Source organism: Leucobacter manosquensis (assembly GCF_018304845.1).
GTDB lineage: Bacteria > Actinomycetota > Actinomycetes > Actinomycetales > Microbacteriaceae > Leucobacter > Leucobacter alluvii.
In genome coordinates this window covers 1,516,099-1,534,635 of record NZ_JAFEVO010000001.1, presented here as the reverse complement: position 1 = coordinate 1,534,635, position 18,537 = coordinate 1,516,099, and the positions used below count along the sequence as shown (strand labels likewise).

General features: G+C 70.0%; 15 protein-coding genes. 10 read left to right on the top strand and 5 right to left on the bottom strand.

Translation table 11 applies throughout. The annotated features are described in order from the left end of the window. Window positions 1–37 precede the first annotated feature (37 nt). Genes JSQ98_RS07125 through recN form a run of 4 tightly spaced genes read left to right on the top strand, consistent with a single transcriptional unit; the run spans window position 38 to window position 3,813 of the window. Window positions 38–277, top strand: a complete 240-nt coding sequence (locus JSQ98_RS07125; RefSeq protein ID WP_211650564.1) for a hypothetical protein — start codon at window positions 38–40, stop codon at window positions 275–277. Further along, the gene (locus JSQ98_RS07120; RefSeq protein WP_211648983.1) at window positions 264–1,202 is read left to right on the top strand and encodes a TlyA family RNA methyltransferase; all 939 of its coding nucleotides are present in this window, start codon (window positions 264–266) and stop codon (window positions 1,200–1,202) included. Before JSQ98_RS07125 ends, JSQ98_RS07120 begins: the two co-directional genes overlap by 14 nt. After that, entirely contained in the window at window positions 1,199–2,125 is a 927-nt protein-coding gene (locus JSQ98_RS07115; protein ID WP_211648982.1) for an NAD kinase, read from the top strand. The genes JSQ98_RS07120 and JSQ98_RS07115 overlap by 4 nt, the downstream gene beginning before the upstream one ends. Next, window positions 2,122–3,813 carry a DNA repair protein RecN gene (recN, locus tag JSQ98_RS07110; RefSeq protein ID WP_211648981.1) on the top strand — a complete coding sequence of 564 codons (1,692 nt, stop codon included), beginning with the start codon at window positions 2,122–2,124 and terminating at the stop codon, window positions 3,811–3,813. The genes JSQ98_RS07115 and recN overlap by 4 nt, the downstream gene beginning before the upstream one ends. Here the strand turns inward: recN and JSQ98_RS07105 are convergent. Then, window positions 3,805–4,467 carry a cation efflux transmembrane domain-containing protein gene (locus JSQ98_RS07105; RefSeq protein WP_211648980.1) on the bottom strand — a complete coding sequence of 221 codons (663 nt, stop codon included), beginning with the start codon at window positions 4,465–4,467 and terminating at the stop codon, window positions 3,805–3,807. The two genes, recN and JSQ98_RS07105, sit on opposite strands and share 9 nt — an antisense overlap. Then, entirely contained in the window at window positions 4,464–4,832 is a 369-nt protein-coding gene (gene cmtR / locus JSQ98_RS07100; RefSeq protein ID WP_090151299.1) for a Cd(II)/Pb(II)-sensing metalloregulatory transcriptional regulator CmtR, read from the bottom strand. Before cmtR ends, JSQ98_RS07105 begins: the two co-directional genes overlap by 4 nt. 145 nt (window positions 4,833–4,977) lie before the next feature. Between cmtR and JSQ98_RS07095 the strand changes: the two genes are divergently transcribed. From JSQ98_RS07095 to JSQ98_RS07070, 6 genes are all read left to right on the top strand, one after another. Next, window positions 4,978–6,240, top strand: coding sequence for an AI-2E family transporter (locus JSQ98_RS07095; protein WP_211648979.1), 1,263 nt, complete (start codon window positions 4,978–4,980; stop codon window positions 6,238–6,240). Window positions 6,241–6,284: 44 nt separating this feature from the next. Next, window positions 6,285–7,979: a CTP synthase gene (gene pyrG, locus JSQ98_RS07090; RefSeq protein ID WP_090151293.1), complete on the top strand. Its 1,695-nt coding sequence runs from the start codon at window positions 6,285–6,287 to the stop codon at window positions 7,977–7,979. Next, the gene (locus JSQ98_RS07085; RefSeq protein WP_090151290.1) at window positions 7,972–8,655 is read left to right on the top strand and encodes an NUDIX domain-containing protein; all 684 of its coding nucleotides are present in this window, start codon (window positions 7,972–7,974) and stop codon (window positions 8,653–8,655) included. Before pyrG ends, JSQ98_RS07085 begins: the two co-directional genes overlap by 8 nt. Further along, window positions 8,655–9,638, top strand: a complete 984-nt coding sequence (locus JSQ98_RS07080; protein WP_090151286.1) for a site-specific tyrosine recombinase XerD — start codon at window positions 8,655–8,657, stop codon at window positions 9,636–9,638. Before JSQ98_RS07085 ends, JSQ98_RS07080 begins: the two co-directional genes overlap by 1 nt. A gap of 153 nt (window positions 9,639–9,791) precedes the next feature. Then, window positions 9,792–13,673: a Pls/PosA family non-ribosomal peptide synthetase gene (locus tag JSQ98_RS07075; protein WP_211648978.1), complete on the top strand. Its 3,882-nt coding sequence runs from the start codon at window positions 9,792–9,794 to the stop codon at window positions 13,671–13,673. Window positions 13,674–13,693: 20 nt separating this feature from the next. Next, on the top strand, window positions 13,694–14,986 hold the full coding sequence (locus JSQ98_RS07070) for a M1 family metallopeptidase (protein WP_211648976.1): 1,293 nt from the start codon (window positions 13,694–13,696) through the stop codon (window positions 14,984–14,986). A gap of 773 nt (window positions 14,987–15,759) precedes the next feature. Here JSQ98_RS07070 and JSQ98_RS07065 read toward each other — a convergent pair. Genes JSQ98_RS07065 through JSQ98_RS07055 form a run of 3 tightly spaced genes read right to left on the bottom strand, consistent with a single transcriptional unit; the run spans window position 15,760 to window position 18,498 of the window. Then, window positions 15,760–16,296, bottom strand: a complete 537-nt coding sequence (locus tag JSQ98_RS07065; RefSeq protein WP_211650446.1) for a YbhB/YbcL family Raf kinase inhibitor-like protein — start codon at window positions 16,294–16,296, stop codon at window positions 15,760–15,762. A 47-nt stretch (window positions 16,297–16,343) separates the two neighbouring features. After that, window positions 16,344–17,078, bottom strand: coding sequence for an SDR family NAD(P)-dependent oxidoreductase (locus JSQ98_RS07060; protein WP_211648975.1), 735 nt, complete (start codon window positions 17,076–17,078; stop codon window positions 16,344–16,346). After that, window positions 17,071–18,498: a sodium:solute symporter family protein gene (locus tag JSQ98_RS07055; RefSeq protein WP_211648974.1), complete on the bottom strand. Its 1,428-nt coding sequence runs from the start codon at window positions 18,496–18,498 to the stop codon at window positions 17,071–17,073. The genes JSQ98_RS07060 and JSQ98_RS07055 overlap by 8 nt, the downstream gene beginning before the upstream one ends. Between the last annotated feature and the right edge of the window lie 39 nt (window positions 18,499–18,537).

Sequence of the window (18,537 nt, the reverse complement as noted above, 5' to 3'; positions counted from 1 at the left end):
ACGGGTGCGTGTCCGACGTCCTCGCTAGTCTTGACGTATGAGCGAAACCGAGAATCGCGAGGAGCGGACGAGCCCTGAGGCGGGTGGCGCCGCGGAGGGCGGCCTCCCGTCGGCGGCCGGCTCCTTCGACCTCGGCACGGGCGAGGCCGACGACGGCCTGCTCAGCCGGATCGAACTCATCGAGTCCCAGCCGCTCTCGCACCGTGCGCAGAAATTCGAGCAGGTGCACGACGAACTGCTCGCCGAGTTGCAGCGAGGCGATCATGGCGCCGTCTGAGGGCGGCGAGCCGGAGACGCATCGTGATGAGACGCGGGATGGCGCGGCGACCGTGAGCGCGGAGCTCCAGGCGACTTGGGGCGGCACCGCCGAGCGCCTCGATCGGGTGGTGCCGCTACTCGGCCTCGCCCGCTCGCGCAGCCGTGCGACAGAACTCATCGGCGCCGGTCAGGTCGTGGTCAACGGGGCCGTCGCCGTAAAGCCGGGCGCGAAGGTCGTCGCGGGCGATCTGGTGACGGTGGACGGGGCCGACCACTACGTGGGCCGTGCAGCGCACAAGCTGCTCGCGGCGCTCGAGGCCTTCGCCATCGATCCTTCGGGGCGCGTCGCCCTGGATCTCGGAGCCTCGACGGGCGGCTTCACGCAGGTCCTCCTCGAGCGCGGCGCGCGCATCGTGCAGGCGATCGATGTCGGCCACGATCAGCTCGCCCAGCAACTGCGGGATGACGATCGCGTGAAGCTCGTCGAGGGGCGCAATGCGCGAGCACTCACGCCGGCCAATCTCGCCGCCGATACCGGGGTCGCCGACGCCCCGACGCTGGTCGTCGCCGATCTGTCGTTCATCTCGCTCCGGCTCGTCTTTCCGGCGATCGCGGCGTGCGCGGCACCTGCAGCTGAGCTCGTGCTGCTCATCAAGCCGCAGTTCGAAGTCGGTCGCGTGAAAGACGGCGTGGTCACCTCGCCCGCGCAGTGGGGCGACGCGGTCCGCACCGTGCTCCAGGCCGCTGCCGAGCACGGGTTCGCACTGCGCGACCTCGCAGCTTCGCCGGTGATCGGGGCGCACGGAAACCGGGAGTTCCTCGGGTATTTCGTGCGCGCTGCAGATGCGCTTCCGACAGAATGGGAGGCGCGCATCGTCGAGCTCACAGGGGCTCCCGAAGCGCGGCAGAGCATCGATACAGCACGAGCGGACGAAGGGCGATGAGCATGCAGGTCGACGGACCACGGCGGATCCTGATCGTGTCGCACACGCATCGCGATGAGGCGGTCGCCGCGACAGTCGAAGCCGTGACCGCGCTGCTCGCCGCCGACGTGGTTCCCGTGCTCGACGCGCAAGACCGGGACGACTTCTCTCCGCACCTCGAAGTCGAGCGCATCGCACTGCTCGGCGCGGACGTGGCGGTGACGGAGCTCGAAGCCGCCATCGTGCTCGGCGGCGACGGCACGATCCTACGGGCGGCCGAGCTGCTCCGAGGCTCGGAGTGCCCCATCGTGGGAGTGAATCTCGGCCATGTCGGATTCTTGGCCGAGATGGAGAGCTTCGATCTCACGACGACCATCGATCGGGTGCTGCAGCGCGATTACACGGTCGAGGAACGCCTGACCGTCGATGTTCGCGCGAGCCTGGACGGACGGCTGATCGCAGACACCTGGGCGCTCAACGAGGCCAGCGTCGAGAAGCAGCGGCGCATGCTCGAGGTCGAGATCGGGGTCGACGGTCGGCCGATCTCGACGTTCGCGTGCGACGGCGTCGTGCTCGCGACCCCCACTGGCTCGACCGCCTATGCCTTCTCCGCGGGCGGACCGATCGTCTGGCCGACGGTGCAGGCGATGCTCATCGTTCCGATCGCCGCTCACGCGTTGTTCAACCGTCCGCTGGTCACCGGCACCGACTCTGAGCTGCGCGTGCGCATTCTCCCCGAGAACATCGGGCCGGGGGTCCTGTGGTGCGACGGGCGCAGACGCACGGAGCTCCCGGCTGGATCCATCGTGACGGTCAGCCGATCCGCGCAGTCGGTGCGGCTCGCTCGGTTGAACGCCGGGGTCTTCTCGGATCGACTGGTGCGTAAATTCCACCTGCCGACCTCAGGATGGCGCGGCAGTCGTCGCGGAGGTGAGGTCGCATGATCGAAGAGCTCAGGATCAGGGATCTCGGGGTCATCGTCGACTCGACCGTGCCGCTCGGCGCGGGGTTCACGGCCATCACCGGCGAGACCGGCGCCGGCAAGACCATGGTCGTCAGCGCGCTCGGGCTCCTCATGGGGGAGCGCAGTGACGCCGGTGCCGTGCGCGCCGGCGCAACTCAGGCGCGCGTGCACGGCATCGTGCGCACCTCCGATCCGATCGTCGCCGACATCGTCGACGAGCTGGGCGGCGAGATCGAAGACGATGAGCTCGTGCTCAGCCGAACCGTGAGCGCGGAAGGACGCAGTCGCGCGGGTGTCGGCGGAGCCAGCGCCCCCGTGGGAAGTCTCGGGAGGCTCGCAGATCGCCTGTTCGCGGTGCACGGGCAGTCGGAGCAGTTGCGCCTGAAATCGACCGCAGCGCAGCGCGAGACGCTCGATCGCTTCGGGGGAGAGGAGCTTTCTCGCACGCTCGCCGAGTATCGGGTCAGCCACCAGGAGCGTCAGCAGCTGAGCGCGCGCGTGCAGGAGTTGACGGAAACACGCGACGAACGAACCGCGGAAGCCGAGCGCCTGCGCGCCGAGTTGGAGGAGATCGCCGCCGTCGACCCGCAGGCGGGCGAGGAGATCGAGCTCGCCGGCCGCATCGAGCTGCTGAGCAACGTCGAGGCACTGCGCGCCGCGACGTCGGCCGCGCACGAGGCGTTGGCGAGCGAATCCGACGAACCGCTCGTGAGAGACGCTGGCGGACTGGTCGACGACGCTGTGCGCGAGCTCGAGCGGGTCGCCGAGTTCGACCCTCGGCTCGCGGCCGTGCTCGAAACGCTGCGGGGCGTCAGCTTCCAGATCGCGGATGCGGCAACCGAGCTCGCCGCCTACGCCGGCGATCTCGACGAGGAAGGCCCCGGCGAGCTCGCGCGCGCGAACGATCGCCTTGCGGCGCTGAACGGGCTCTTCCGGCTCTACGGGGCCGACAGTACCGCGGTGATCGCCACCGCCGAGACCGCTGCCGAGCGTCTGTCGGAGCTCGACGGCGACGGCGGCCTGGTCGACGAGCTGTCGGAGCGCTTGGAAGCCGAGACGGAGCGCGAGCGCGACCTTGCTGCGCGGTTGACAGAGCAGCGGGCAGCGGCGGCCGTGCGGTTGTCAGAGCTCGTCACGGCAGAGCTGCGGCAGCTCGCGCTCCCCGACGCCGAGTTCGTCGTCGAGGTCTCGCCGGCGGCGACGCTCGGCGGATCAGGGGGCGACGACGTGCAGCTGCTGCTGAGTCCGCATCCCGGCGCGGCCCCCCGGCCGGTCGCGAAGACCGCCTCCGGGGGAGAGCTGTCGCGCGTGATGCTCGCGCTCGAGGTCGTCGTCGCCGGGGTCGATCCGGTGCCGACCTTCGTGTTCGACGAGGTCGACGCGGGCGTCGGAGGTGCCGCAGCGATCGAGATCGGTCGGCGTCTCGCGCGCCTCGCGCGCACGTCTCAGGTCATCGTGGTGACGCACCTGGCGCAGGTCGCGGCCTTCGCGTCGAACCATCTGCAGGTCGTCAAAGACTCGGCGGGTGGGTTCACAGAGAGCAGCTGCCGGCGTCTGGACGGCGACGCCCGACTCGCCGAGATGGCGCGTCTGCTCTCCGGCCTCAGCGACTCCGGGAGCGCACTCGAGCACGCCGCCGAACTCCTGGCATTGCGCGAATCAATTTGAGTGCGCGCAGCACGCGTCACCGCGCCAGGCTTGAACGCCTTCGCGCACCGCGAGAGCCGCGATGACCAGGGCGGCGATCGAGTCCGCCCACGCCCACCCGAGCGTGCTGTTCAGCACCAAACCGAGCAGGAGCGCTGCCGAAAGGTAGCTGCAGATCAGGGTCTGCCGCGAATCGGCGACGGCGGATGCCGAACCGAGCTCTCTGCCGGTGCGGCGTTCGAACCAGCTCAGCGCCGGCATCACGGCGAGGCTGACCGCTGCGAGCACGATTCCCACGGTCGAGTGCTCGGGCTCGCGGAAACCGGTGAGTGACAGCACCGCATCGACCGACACGTAGGCGGCGAGAGCGAAGAACGAGACGGCGATGATGCGCAGGGCGGTGCGTTCGCGGCGCTCGGGATCGCTCCCCGAGAACTGCCACGCCACCGCCGCAGCCGAGAGCACCTCGACGATCGAGTCGAGGCCGAAGCCGATGAGTGCGGCCGAGGAGGCAATGCCTCCCGCGATGAGCGCGATCACGGCTTCGACGATGTTCCACGCGATCGTGCACGCCACCACGATGCGGATGCGGCGCCGGAGCACACTGGCTCTGGCCGGGGCTGGCGGTGCCGGTCGCGCTGCGACGGCCACCGGCGCTTCGGAGCCGGTGGTCATGAGCTCGTCTCCGCACCGACGGCGCCGCAGCATCCCGCGACGGTACAGGCGGCGTCGCCGCAGGGTGCGCCGCCGTCGACGGCGAGTGTGACCTGCAGGAGTTCGGCCAGCGCCGCGGTCAGATGGGGATCGGCGATCTCGTAACGGGTGCGTCGCCCTTCCGGTTCTGCGACGACGAGTCCGCACCCCCGCAGACACGCGAGATGGTTCGACACGTTGGTGCGGGAAAGCCCCAACGAGTCTGCGAGCGAAGCGGGATAGTCGGGCGACTCGAGCAGTGCCAGCAGTATTCGCGCCCGCGACGGGTCCGACATCGCGCGCCCCAGTCGCGACATGGCGTCGAGGCGAGAAGTAGTGTTCAGCATGCACTGACTATACATCGGATGCTGACCAATGGGCAGGGTGGCCCGAGCTCGGAAGCCGAGGCCCGCCCGGGCGAGCTCGGCGGGCCTCGCGCGGCGTCCGCGCTCGCGGCGCAGCGATGTCCGCGGTGACTGCTACGCTCCCCACATGGTGAAGTTGTTCGGCCGGTTCGGCGCTCAGGGCCCGAGGAAACCGGATATCAGCGACGATGCGGCTACGAAGGCTGCGTATCTGGATTCGCATCCAGACGTGAAGCACGCCGACATGGAGCAGATGGACTCCGACACGCGTGAGATGTACCGCGACGCCCGTGAGGCCGCGGTCGACGCCCGTGAAGAACGGGCGAAAGCTCACACGCGGGAGTTCGTGATCCGGGGGCCGTTCCAGCTCGGCTTCACCATCACACTCGGCGTGCTCGTGGCACTGGTGTTCGGCGGGATGGTCGAGCAGGTCACGACGATCCTCATGTACGTCGCCTCTGCGCTGTTCGTCGCGCTCAGCCTGGATCCGCTGGTGCGCGCGTTGCACCGGCGCGGAGTGAAGCGTCCCATCGGCATCGGCATCGTATTCAGCGGCTTCGTGCTGATCATCGCGGGGCTGCTCGCCATCATCATCCCGATGATCGCGAACCAGATCACCCTGCTGGTGCGCAGCGCTCCGTGGCTCGTCCGAGACGTGATGCGGCAACCGTGGTTCCTCGATCTCAACGAGCGCTTCGGTCAATTCATCGATTTCGACAAGCTGCTCGGGATCGGTCAGGATTTCGTCAGCAATCCTGAGAACTGGGCGCAGGTCGCCGGCGGTGTGTGGCAAGCCGGCATCGGCATCGCCAACGGGGTGACCGCCGGGCTCATCGTACTGATTCTGTCGCTGTACTTCCTCGCCTCGCTGCAATCGATGAAGCGCGCCTTCTACTCGCTGGTGCCGAGATCGGGCCGCGCGAAGGTGATAGACATCACCGAGCAGGTGACCAAGTCCGTCGGCGGGTACGTCAACGGAATGGTCATCCTGGCGTTCATCAATGCAGTGCTCGGATTCGTGATGATGTCCATCGTCGGCGTGCCCTTCCCCGGCCTCGTCGCTGTCGGCGTGTTCCTCCTCGCCCTCATCCCGCTGATCGGATCGGTCGTCGCCACCGTGCTGGTCACGATCGTCGCGCTGTTCGACGAGCCGACGACCGCAATCATCGCCGCGATCTACTACCTGATCTACATGCAGATCGAGTCGTATCTGCTGACGCCGCGCGTCATGAACCGCGTCGTCTCAGTGCCGGGGGCCCTCGTGGTCATCGGTGCGCTCGCCGGCGGCACGCTTCTCGGCCTGCTGGGCGCCCTCATCGCCATCCCCGTCACGGCGGCGGTGCTGATGATCGTCAAGCAGGTCTGGGTGCCGCGGCAAGAGCTGCGCTAGATCCGTCGCCATTTGTCCGAGTTGAACTGATAAGATTGAAGCCCGTGGGAACAGAGCAGAGCGCGGACCAGGCCGGAATCACCAAACACATCTTCGTGACCGGAGGTGTCGTCTCCTCACTGGGAAAGGGCCTTACGGCTGCGAGTCTCGGAAATCTGTTGACGGCGCGCGGATTGCACGTCGTCATGCAGAAGCTCGATCCATATCTGAATGTGGATCCGGGCACGATGAACCCCTTCCAGCACGGCGAAGTCTTCGTGACTGACGACGGCGCGGAAACGGACCTCGACATCGGTCACTACGAGCGGTTCCTGGGAATCAATCTCTCCCAGGCCGCCAACGTCACGACGGGTCAGATCTACTCGACCGTCATCGCCAAGGAGCGTCGCGGCGAGTACCTGGGCGATACGGTCCAGGTCATCCCGCACATCACCAACGAGATCAAGCGCCGCATGCGGCTGCAGGCCTCCGAGACGCCGCGGCCCGACGTGATCATCACTGAGGTCGGCGGCACGGTCGGCGACATCGAATCGCAGCCGTTCCTCGAAGCCGCGCGCCAGGTGCGGCACGAGCTCGGCCGCAAGAACGTGTTCTTCGTGCACGTCTCGCTCGTGCCGTTCATGGGCGCCTCAGGCGAGCAGAAGACGAAGCCCACGCAGCACTCCGTCGCCGCACTGCGCTCCATCGGAATCCAGCCCGACGCGCTCGTGCTCCGCAGCGACCGCCCGGTCACCGATGACAACCTGCGCAAGATCGCGCTCATGTGCGATGTCGACGAGGAAGCCGTCGTGAACGCCATCGACGTTCCGAGCATCTACGATCTGCCGCAGCTGCTCAACGATCAGAGCCTCGACAGCATCATCGTCGAGAACCTGGGCCTCTCCGATCGGTCGAACGACGTCGACTGGTCGGGCTGGCAGCCGGTGCTCGACGCCGTGCACCACCCGAAGGGCGAAGTCACGCTCGCGCTCGTCGGCAAGTACATCGACCTCCCCGACGCCTACCTCTCGGTCACCGAGGCGCTGCGCGCTGGCGGGTTCGCGCACTCGACCAAGGTCAACATCCGCTGGGTGCCCTCCGACAGCTGCCAGACCCCCGAGGGCGCACTCGAGGCGCTCGGCGACGTCGACGGCATCTGCGTTCCCGGAGGCTTCGGCATTCGCGGCATCGAGGGCAAGCTCGGGGCACTGCGCTTCGCCCGCGAGAACCACATTCCGACGCTCGGCCTGTGCCTCGGCCTCCAGTGCATGGTGATCGAGTACGCGCGCAACGTGACCGGACTCGAAGGCGCATCGTCCACGGAGTTCGATCCCGAGACGCCGGTTCCCGTGATCGCGACGATGGCCGAACAGGTCGACATCATCGACGGGGGCGACCTCGGAGGCACGATGCGCCTCGGACTCTACGAGGCTGCGCTCGCCGAGGGCTCCCTCGCGGCGTCGCTCTACGGGGCGCCGACGGCCACGGAGCGTCACCGCCACCGCTACGAGGTGAGCAACCGGTACCGCGACGAGATCGGCGCATCCGGTCTCTCGTTCTCCGGGACGAGCCCGGACGGTGCGCTCGTCGAATACGTCGAGCTGCCGACCGACGTGCACCCGTACTACATCGCCACTCAGGCGCACCCCGAGCTGCGCTCCCGCCCGGGGACGCCCCACCCGCTGTTCGCCGGGCTTGTCGAAGCGGCGATCCATCGCCGGGACGCCGCGCAGCTCTTCGAGGTCGACAACGGTGAGTGACGCCGTCGGCGCGGCCGCGAGCGAAGGGCCCGACGCGTTCGGTCCCCTCGCAGACGAGCGCGCCGACGATGTCCGCGTCGGCGAGAGCACCGTGCTCGCGCACGGAGCGGTGTGGGACATGCGGCGCGATCGCGTCGCGTTCGGGGGAGCCGAACTGGCGCGGGAGTACCTCGACCACACAGGCGCCGTCTCCGTGCTGGCCATGGACGACGAGGATCGCGTGCTCCTCATCAAGCAGTACCGGCACTCGACGGGGCACCGGCTCTGGGAGATTCCAGCCGGACTCATGGACGTCCCCGGCGAATCCGCCCTCACGGGAGCCCGACGCGAGCTGGCCGAGGAGGTGGACCTTCAGGCCGAGAGCTGGCATCTGCTGCTCGACCTGTTCCTGGCGCCCGGCAGCTCCACAGAGGCGATGCGCGTCTTCCTCGCACGCGGACTCTCGCCTGTTGCGCACGACTACGTGCGCTCGGAGGAGGAGGCCGAACTGCGCCCGCAGTGGGTGCCGCTCGACGACGTGGTGGACGCGGTGCTCGACGGTCGCGTGCAGAACACGGTCACCGCGAATGCCGTGCTCGCCGCCGCTGCCGCTCGCGCACGGGGTTGGCGTCCGCTGCGCGACCCCGAGCTCCCCTGGACGGGGCGCGACGCCGTGCGGGGAGAGCGTTCGCGCTGATGCCGCTCAGCGTGGAAGAAGGTGCGGAGCGGTACCTGCGACACGTTGCGCTCGAGCTCGGACTCTCCGCGAACAGTCGCTCGGCGTATCGACGCGACCTCGTCGCGTACGGAGCGTGGCTCGCCGAGCGAGGCGTGCCCGATCTGACGCGCGTGACCCCGGAGACCCTGTCGGAGTACGTGGCCGACCTTGCGAGTCCGCACGGGACACCCGACGGCGAGATCCGGCCGCCGCTCGCGGCAGCATCGATCACGCGGCGGCTCTCGACGGTGCGCGGCATGCATCGGTTTCTCTTCGAGGAAGGCCTGCTCGACGCTCACGCGGGCAGCGGCGTGCGCACACCGAAGCGCGCCCAGCGATTGCCGAAGGCGCTGCCCCTCGCAGACATCGAGGCACTGCTGCAGGCCGCGGGCGGCGACGACCCGGTGGGCCTGCGAGATCGTGCCCTGCTCGAACTGCTCTACGCGAGCGGGGCACGGGTGAGCGAGGTCACGGCGCTCGACGTCGACGACCTGCTGGCCGCGCCCGGCACGGCCGACGCAGTGGAGGATCCCGACACCGCTCTGGGGTCCGGCGGGTTCGTGCAGGTGACGGGCAAGGGATCGAAGCAGCGGATCGTGCCCTACGGCAGCTACGCCGGCCGAGCGCTCGCCGCCTACCTCGTGCGCGCACGCCCCGCGATGGCGGCGCGCGGTGCGGGCACGCCGGCGCTGTTCGTCGGGCCCCGGGGAGCGCGGCTCTCGCGGCAGAGCGCGTGGCTCGTGATCAAGGCCGCCGCCGAACGCGCAGAGCTCAGCCAAGAGGTCTCCCCGCACACGCTGCGCCACTCCTTCGCCACGCACCTGCTGGCGGGCGGCGCCGATGTGCGCACGGTGCAGGAGCTGCTCGGGCACGCCTCGGTGACGACGACGCAGATCTACACGCAGGTGACCGCCGATACCCTCCGCGAGCACTACCTGCTGGCGCACCCGCGCGCGAAATAGGAGCGCTCGCGAATGAACGGCAGATGGCCGGACGGGAAAGGTTCGGTGCTCGGCGCCGAAATCTCCGTATTCGGGTAACGCGCCGCGGGTCTCAGGTGACATATTCGAAGCAGACCGTCCGCGCTGCCCGAGCATCGGCACCCTGCGGCCCCGATGCGACCAGCGAAAAGATACCGTCTCTTGAATGCCCCGCCGAGCGAGCACCCACAGGTTCCGCTGACCCGCGCGATCCACGCCGCACCCGAGCGCACGCTCATCGACATCCTCAGGGCGACCGCCGTGACGCATCCCAACGCGTCCGCGATCGACGCGGGGGCGGGGGCACTCAGCTACCGTGAGCTCGTCGTCGCGGTCGAGGCTCGCGCCGCGGGGCTGCGCGCATCGGGTGTCGGCCGCGGCGACCGCGTCGGTGTGCGCATCGATTCCGGATCGCAGGAGCTGTACATCGCGATTCTCGCCATCATGATGGCGGGCGCCGCGTATGTTCCCGTCGACGCCGACGACACCGACGAACGAGCGCGCCTCGTGTTCGGAGAGGCTCAGGTCGTCGGGATCGTCGGAAACGATGGGTTCGTGCACCGCGCAGGGCCCGAACCACGAGAACCCGAACCACGAGAACCCGAACCACGAGAACCCGAACCACGAGAACCCGATCCACGAGCTCCGGAGCCGGAGCAGGTCGCCGTCGACCCGACCCCCGATGACGACGCCTGGATCATCTTCACGTCTGGCTCGACGGGGGTGCCGAAGGGCGTCGCCGTGTCCCACCGCTCGGCCGCCGCGTTCGTCGACGCCGAGGCGCGCATGTTCCTGCAGCAGGATCCGCTGGGCCCCGGCGATCGGGTGCTCGCCGGCCTCTCCGTCGCTTTCGACGCCTCGTGCGAGGAGATGTGGCTCGCCTGGAGGCACGGGGCCTGCCTCGTGCCCGCGCCGCGAGCGATCGTGCGAGCCGGAGAGGACCTCGCCCAGTGGTTGGTGCGCCAGAACATCAGCGTGATCTCCACCGTGCCGACGCTCGCCGCGATGTGGCCGCGCGAGTCGATCGAACACGTGCGGCTGCTGATCTTCGGCGGCGAGGCGTGCCCGCCCGAACTCGCGGCCGGGCTCGTCGAGGCCGGGCGCGAGGTGTGGAACACGTACGGTCCGACCGAGGCCACCGTCGTCGCCTGCGGGTGCCCGCTCGACGGCGCCTCGCCGATCAGCATCGGGCTGCCCCTCGACGGCTGGGACCTCGCGGTGGTCGACGCTGCGGGGCGCCGGGTCGCGCCGGGGGAGTCCGGCGAGCTCATCATCGGGGGCGTCGGCCTGGCGCGGTACCTCGACCCCGCGAAGGACGCCGAGAAGTACGCGCCGATGCCCGAGCTCGGCTGGGAGCGCGCCTACCGCTCGGGGGATCTCGTGCGCTACGAGCCGACCGGGCTCGTATTCCTCGGACGCGCCGATGATCAGGTCAAGGTCGGCGGCCGCCGCATCGAGCTCGGCGAGGTCGAGAACGCCCTGCAAGAGCTGCCCGGGGTCACCGCAGCTGCTGCCGCGGTGCGTTCGAGCGAAGCGGGCGTTCCGGTACTCGTCGGGTACCTCGTGGTCGAGGGCGACGAACCGCTCGACCGGGCGCTCGCCCGGGAGCATCTGTCGGAGCGGCTCGCCGCCGGGGTGATGCCGCTGCTCGCCGTCGTCGACTCGCTGCCCATGCGCACCTCCGGCAAGGTCGACCGGGCGGCCCTGCCCTGGCCGCTGCCCGGCGTGCACGCTCCGGCGGCGACGGGTCTGACCGAGAGCGAGCAGTGGCTGGCGGCGCAGTGGCAGGCTGTGCTCGGGGTGGCCGTGCCCGGTTCGGATGTCGACTTCTTCGACCTCGGCGGCGGCTCGCTCGCGGCGGCGCAGCTCGTGTCCCGCATCCGGGCCCGCGTGCCGGAATTCACGGTCGCCGACATCTACGACGTGCCGCGGCTCGGGGCGATGGCGAAAGCGATCTCGGCAGTCGCGGAGGCGCACGACGACGGCGGGTTCCACGAGCCGGCGCCCACGCCGCGCCGCACGCAGTGGCTGCAGACCCTCGCAGGGGCGCCGCTCTTCATCGCGAGCGGCCTGCGGTGGCTCGTGATTCTGCTCACGGCCGGAACCGCCCTCAACCTCACGACCGGGTTCGACGTGCTGCCGAGCGCGCCGATCTGGGTGGTACTGCTGGCGATCCTCGTGCTCACGACACCCTTCGGCAAGATGGCGATCGCGGCGGCGGTCGCGCGCGTAGACGGTGATCCCGCGCGCGCCCTGGGCGCGAAGATCGCCGCAGACGTGAGCCTGCACACCCTGCCCCCGATCACCGGCATGCTCGCGGTCGGGGCCCGCGCGGCGATCGAACCGGAGGTCGATCTGACCGGGTACTGGATCGACGGCGATCTGCTGCGCATCGGGGCGGTCAGGATCGGCAGCGACGTGACTGTGGGTGCGCGCAGCACGCTCGCACCGGGCACCCGCATCGATGACGGGGCCGAGATCGCCCCCGGATCCGCCGTCTTCGGCCGGGTGAAGGCGCAGCAGACCTGGGCGGGGTCGCCGGCGGTGCGCATCGGCGCGAGTCGCGCTGATCAGTGGCCGGAGAGCCGCCCACCGCATCGGCCAGCGTGGCGCGCAGCCTACGGGCTCTCGTCGGTGGTGCTCGCGCTGCTGCCGTTCGCCGCGTTCGCCGCAGGCGGGCTCGTCATCGCGGCGGGCTTGCGCGGGGCCGACAGTCTCGGGGGCGCCCTCGTCGCCGCGTTCGCGTGGCTCGTGCCCGCGGCGCTCGTCACGGGGGCGGTCTACGCGGGTGCCGTGCTGCTGTTCGTGCGTCTGCTCGCGATCGGACTCGTCGAGGGAACCTTCCCCGTGCACAGCCGCGTCGGGTGGCAGAGCTGGAGCACCGAGCGGCTGCTCGACGCGGCCCGCGGTTTCCTGTTCCCGATCTACTCGAGCCTCATCACCCCCGTGTGGCTGCGGCTGCTCGGCGCACGCGTCGGGCGCAACGTCGAGGCGTCGACCGTGCTGCTGATCCCCGCGATGACTCGGATCGACGACGGGGCCTTCCTCGCAGACGACACGATGGTCGCCTCGTACCAACTGCATCGCGGATGGATGCGGATCGGGCCGGTGCGCATCGGCAAACGCGCGTTCCTCGGCAACTCGGGTATGGCGGGTCCGGGTCACCGCGTGCCGAAGGACTCGCTCGTCGCCGTGCTCTCAGTCGCGCCCAGCAAGGCGAAAGCCGGCTCATCCTGGCTCGGGTCACCGCCGGTGCGACTGCGACGCCTCGCCCAGGGCGGCGACGACAGTCGCACGTACCATCCGGGCGCCGGCCTCCGCGTCGCCCGCGCGCTCTGGGAGCTCGGGCGCATGGCCGCGGTCTTCGTCACGGTCGCCCTCGGCATCGCGGTGCTGTTCGCATTCGCCTGGCTCTGGGCAGCGGTGGGGCCGGTCTGGACGATCTTGCTCTCGGGGATCGTGATGCTCGCCGCCGGGGCGGTGGCCGCCGGAGTGACGACGCTGGCGAAGTGGACGATCGTCGGGCCGATTCGTGCAGGCGAGGCGCCGCTCTGGTCGAGCTTCGTCTGGCGCACCGAGGTGAGCGACACCTTCACGGAGATGCTCGCCGCCCCCTGGTTCGCGCGCGCCGCGACCGGCACCCCGGCGCTCGCCGTTTGGTTGCGCTCGCTCGGAGCGAAGGTCGGCTCCGGGGTCTGGTGCGAATCGTATTGGCTGCCCGAGCCCGATCTCGTCACTTTGGGCGACGGATCCACGGTCAACCGGGGCTGCGTCGTGCAGACGCACCTGTTCCATGATCGAATCATGAGCATGGATACCGTCGAACTCGCCGCGGGGGCCACGCTCGGCCCGCACAGCGTCATTCTGCCCGCAGCCGTGATCGGCGCGCACGCCACCGTCGGCCCAGCGTCGCTGGTGATGCGGGGCGAGAGCGTGCCGGTCGGATCCCGCTGGAGCGGCAATCCCATCGGCCCGTGGCGGGCGCTCAAACTGCGCGCCTACCAGTCGACGAAGTGACCGTGCGGTTCCGAACGACGATGAGCGACCCCTATACGCCGACGAGCGGCGACCCCGGCTATTCCGTGGCCCACTACGACCTCGCGCTCCAGTACACGCCCCGCACCAACCGGCTCGCCGGCCGCGCGCGGCTCGATGTGCGGGTGCTGGTCGAGACGGATCAGCTGAGAGTCGACCTCATCGGCTTGAGCGCAGACAACGTGCGCGTCGACGGCGCGCTGCAGCGGCACGTCAAGCAGTCGGCGCACGCGATCACGATCCGCCTCGCCGAGCGGGTCGCCGCCGGCTCGCTCCTGCAGCTCGACATCGACTACTCCGGCCGCCCGGGGCCGCGCCGCTCGCGCTGGGGTCAGCTCGGCTGGGAGGAGCTCGAGCACGGCGCACTCGTCGCCTCCCAGCCCACCGGGGCTCCGACGTGGTTCCCGTGCAACGATCGGGTCGACGATCGGGCCACGTACGCCATCTCGTTCACCACCGACCGAGGCTTCTTCGTGGCCGTGACCGGCGTGCCCGGCAGGGCGGCCACCCGATCCGGCAAGACGACCCGGACCTTCACGAGCTCGGTGCCGACCGCGACCTACCTCGTCGCGGCGCACGTCGGCGAGTACGCCGAGTACCGGCTCGGCCCGCGCGCGCGACTCGTCGCACCGCCCGCCCGCGCCCGCCTCGCGCAGCGCGCCTTCGCACCGGTGCCCCGCATCATCGAGACGTTCGAGGAGTGGTTCGGCCCGTACCCGCAGGAGGATCTCACCATCGTCGTGACCGAGGAAGAGCTCGAGATCCCCCTCGAAGCGCAGGGCATGGCGACCTTCGGCCGCAACCACGAGGCCCCGAGCGAGCAGCGGCTCATCGCCCACGAACTCGCCCATCAGTGGTTCGGCAACAGCGTGGGAGTCGCCCGATGGCACGACATCTGGCTCAACGAGGGCTTCGCCTGCTATTCCGAGTGGATCTGGTCGGAGGCATCGGGCGGCCCGACGATCGCCGCGCTCGCCGCGGAGCACCACGCGCTCCTCGCGGCGCTGCCGCAAGACCTGCTCCTCGCCGATCCCGGCCCCACCGACATGTTCGACGACCGCGTGTACAAGCGCGGGGCCCTGCTGCTCGAGGCGCTGCGGCGCGTCATGGGGGAGGGGCCGTTCCGTACGCTGCTGCTCGCCTGGGCGAGCACGTATCGACATCGGCTCGTGGCGACGGCCGACTTCATCGCGCTGGCGCAGTCGCTGAGCCCGGTGCGCGTCGACGCGGTCTTCGAATCATGGATCTACGCGGAGGCCCTGCCCGAGCTGCCGGTGGTCGGGCTGGCCGACTGAGCACTCGGGCGTCGGGGAGCGCAAGCGAGGCTGAGGATCGCAGAAGCGCCGTTCGGCGTCGGCGTGATGCGCCGGTCGGCACCGTGGAGCGTGAGAGCCTGTGCCGGCTCGTCGGCGCCGGCAGGTGGCGAGTCTGCGCGCCAGGTGCCGTCGCCGAGCATCGTGAACGACACGTTTGCGAAGGCGCCGCGGAGCCCCGCGCGACGAGCCTTGGCGACCGCCTCGAGCCGGGTCCAGGCGGCGACGGCGCCCTCATCTCGCGGGATCGGGGCGGGCGGGCGCTCCCGAGCGCCTCAGCGACGCGCGCTCGCGTGCTCGGCGAGTCGAGTTCGACGTCGATGCCGAGTGCGAGGGCGCCGGCGGGGGCGACGCCGACGGCGACGAGGCCCGGCGCATAGCTGATGCTGATGAGCGGGTCGGGCGGGCTGGTGGCGTCGGCGGTGCTGGTGCTGGTGCTGGCAGTGGCGCTCAGCAGCCGGGCGACCGGAGCGCCATGGGCGCTGCTGCCGCAGGCGGGGCACTGGCGGGTGACGCGCACCGAGCCCGGGTCGGCAGGCGCGAGCATCGAGGCGAGCAGCGCGTGGGCGACGTCTCGGCGATCCTCATCCGCCGCGAGTGCCCGCCAGGCCAGGCGAACGCCGAACGGCGCGGGCTCGACGTGCGTCTCGGCTCGCTGCGGAGGGTCGGGGAGGGCACGCGACGAGCGTACCCCGGCTGCGGGGCTCGCGCTGATCGGAATGCACCGCCACCGACCAGCGCGAGCCCCTGGCAGCTCAGTGGCCGTAGGTGCCGGTGATGCGGGCGCGGCCGAGCGTCGTGCCGAAGAGCTGGAACCCGAGGAGCGCCGGCGACGCGAGCTCGTCGAGCTCGAGCGATTCGACGCTCAGCGCGTGCACGACGAACATGTAGCGGTGGTCGCCGTGCCCGGGGGGCGGGGCGGCGCCCACGAAGCCGGCGACGCCGCCGTCGTTGCGCAGCACTCGAGCCGCAGCCGGGAAGGCGTTGGTCACGGTGTCGAGCTGCACGGCGCCGGCTTCGAGCTCGGTCACCGAGGCGGGGATGTTGTAGGCGGCGAAATGCCAGAATCCGCTGGCCGTCGGGGCGTCGGGGTCGAAGCAGGTCAGCGCGTAGCTGCGCACGCCCTCGGGCGCCCCGCTCCAGGTGAGCTGCGGCAGGCGGTCCTCGCCGCCCGAGCCGAGCATCCCGCCCACCTGCGCGAGGGGAAGCCGGTCACCGTCGGCGAATGAGGCGGAGGTCAGGTCGAACGCGGCGACCTCGGGAAGCGCGTCGTAGGGATCGTAGGTCACGATGTTCCTTTCTTGTTGCGGATTGGGGGAGGTGCGGGATCGGCATGGGGTCAGGCGGTCCAGCCGCCGTCGACCGTCATCACCGTGCCGAAGCAGTACGAACTCTCGGGGCCGAGCAGATAGGCGGCTGCGCTGGCGACCTCGTCACCCGTGCCGGGTCGACCCACGGGAATCTCGGCGCGCATGCGTTCCGCGTGATCGGGTGCGACCCATCCCGCCTCGGTCATGGGTGTGCGGATCGAGCCCGGCGCGATGGCGTTCACCCGGACGCCGAGCGGGGCGAGCTCGCGCGCCGCCGAGCGCACGAGCGCCGTCACCGCCGCTTTCGACGCGTTGTACGCGACCTGATGCTCGACGCGACGATCCACGGTCGCCGACGACAGCACGACCACCGCGAACTCCTGGTTGTGAAACTGCGACGGATCGAGACGGGCAGCCCATCGGAGTGCGAGGAAGGTGCCGGTGGCGTTGACGTCGAGCACGCGCCGGAAGTCGTCGAGCGATGTCTCTGCCAAGGGGCTCCGGGCGCGGATGCCGGCTGCATGCACGAGGCCGGTGATCGACCGGCCGGTCGCGGGGGATCGCGCGAGCTCCGCCCACTGCTGCTCATCGGCGACGTCGAAGTGCTGCACGCGCGGCGCGGCCGCAGTGTCGAGGCCGACGACCTCGGCCCCGTCGGCGCGGAGCCGCGCCGAGATCGCGGCCCCGATCCCCGATGCTGCGCCGGTCACCGCGATGACGCGCTGCACCGCGCTGCCCCGCGAAGACTCGCCCCGCTCAGGCATGCGCCACCGCGCGATCCTGCTGGGCGGGAAGCCGCGATGGGGTCTCCCGGGCGAGCGCTGCGACGATGACGTAGGTGATGAGGGAGACGCCGACCGCGGTGACGATGGTCGGCACCGCTCCGATGACCAGGACGCCGGTGAGCCCGAGCAGGCCGGTGACGGCGCCCGTGACCATCGAGGCGAGCGCGGCGTAGCGCCCGCCGAAGCGGGTGAAGAGGCCGAACATGAAGGCCACGAAGACGCCCGAGCCGTACATGGTGAAGGCCATCGTGAGTACCTGGATGATGCCGGGCACGAGCAGCGAGACGCCGAGCGCGATCACGCCGAGGGCGACGGTGACGATGCGAGACCAGCGGAGCTGGCTCTGCTGGCTGTCGCGGAAGTGGCGGAAGCGCTGCAGGAAATCGTTGGAGATGTTGCTGACCGCCGCGAGCAGCAGCGCGTCCGCGGTCGAGATGACTGCGGAGATGATCTCCGCGAGCAGAATGCCGGCTGCCCAGACGGGAAGCACGTTCTCGATGAGTGCCGGCATCACGCCGACACTTGGGTCGAGCTCGGGAAAGAGGGCGCGCGCGGCCATGCCCGCGAGTGCCGGGACGACGGCGAAGCCAGCGGTGAGCAGCCCGGCGATGCCGGCTCCGGTCGCGGCGGCGCGGGCCGACTTCGCCGAGAAGACGCGCTGCATCACGTCTTGCCCGACGAGTTTGTGGACGACGACGGGAAGCGCGGCGCCCAGCATGAACGACCAGCCCTGGTTCAGCGGGTTGAAGGGCTCTGCGACGCCCGACGCCTCGAAGGTCGACGTGATCGTCGCGAAGCCGCCGGCAGCATTCACCGCGATGACGGCGACGAGGATCATGCCGGCGACGATCACCACGAACTGAATCGCATCGGTGATCGCGACACCCCACATGCCCGAGAGCACGGTGAACGCGATGATGAGCACGACGCCGACGATAGCGCCCCACACTTGACTCAGGCCGAGCGCGGTCAGCGCCGATCCTGCTGCCCCGACCTGCCCCGCCAGAATGCCGGTCAGCGCGAGCACCGAGAGCGTCGACGCGAGCAGCCGCACCGGCTGGCTGCCGAAGCGGGCGTGCAGGAAGTCTGGCACGGTGACGAAGCTGCCGGCGCGCACGCGTTTCGCGACGAAGACTGCGAGGAAGACCAGCCCGACGAAGATGCCGATGGCGAAGGAGATCGCGGCGAAGCCCACCGAATAGGCGTCTTGACTGGTGCCGAGCACGAACGCGCCACCGAAGTTCGTGGCGAGCAGCATGACGGCGATCAGGCCCGCACCCATCTTGCGTCCGGCGAGCAGGTAGTCGGTGTCGGTGTGCACGCGTTTCTTCAGCCAGGCGGCGATGAGGAACATGACGAGCAGATAGGCGATGATCATGAGGGTGATGCCGAGATTCAAGGTATCTCCAGAATGAGAAGCCGAATACATCTTTGGTTT

Bases quoted from the DNA above. Each gene is read 5' to 3' on its own strand.
- JSQ98_RS07125 (WP_211650564.1), top strand. From the start codon at position 38: ATGAGCGAAACCGAGAATCGCGAGGAGCGGACGAGCCCTGAGGCGGGT.
- JSQ98_RS07120 (WP_211648983.1), top strand. From the start codon at position 264: ATGGCGCCGTCTGAGGGCGGCGAGCCGGAGACGCATCGTGATGAGACG.
- JSQ98_RS07115 (WP_211648982.1), top strand. From the start codon at position 1,199: ATGAGCATGCAGGTCGACGGACCACGGCGGATCCTGATCGTGTCGCAC.
- recN (WP_211648981.1), top strand. From the start codon at position 2,122: ATGATCGAAGAGCTCAGGATCAGGGATCTCGGGGTCATCGTCGACTCG.
- JSQ98_RS07105 (WP_211648980.1), bottom strand. From the start codon at position 4,467: ATGACCACCGGCTCCGAAGCGCCGGTGGCCGTCGCAGCGCGACCGGCA.
- cmtR (WP_090151299.1), bottom strand. From the start codon at position 4,832: ATGCTGAACACTACTTCTCGCCTCGACGCCATGTCGCGACTGGGGCGC.
- JSQ98_RS07095 (WP_211648979.1), top strand. From the start codon at position 4,978: ATGGTGAAGTTGTTCGGCCGGTTCGGCGCTCAGGGCCCGAGGAAACCG.
- JSQ98_RS07080 (WP_090151286.1), top strand. From the start codon at position 8,655: ATGCCGCTCAGCGTGGAAGAAGGTGCGGAGCGGTACCTGCGACACGTT.
- JSQ98_RS07075 (WP_211648978.1), top strand. From the start codon at position 9,792: ATGCGACCAGCGAAAAGATACCGTCTCTTGAATGCCCCGCCGAGCGAG.
- JSQ98_RS07070 (WP_211648976.1), top strand. From the start codon at position 13,694: ATGAGCGACCCCTATACGCCGACGAGCGGCGACCCCGGCTATTCCGTG.
- JSQ98_RS07060 (WP_211648975.1), bottom strand. From the start codon at position 17,078: ATGCCTGAGCGGGGCGAGTCTTCGCGGGGCAGCGCGGTGCAGCGCGTC.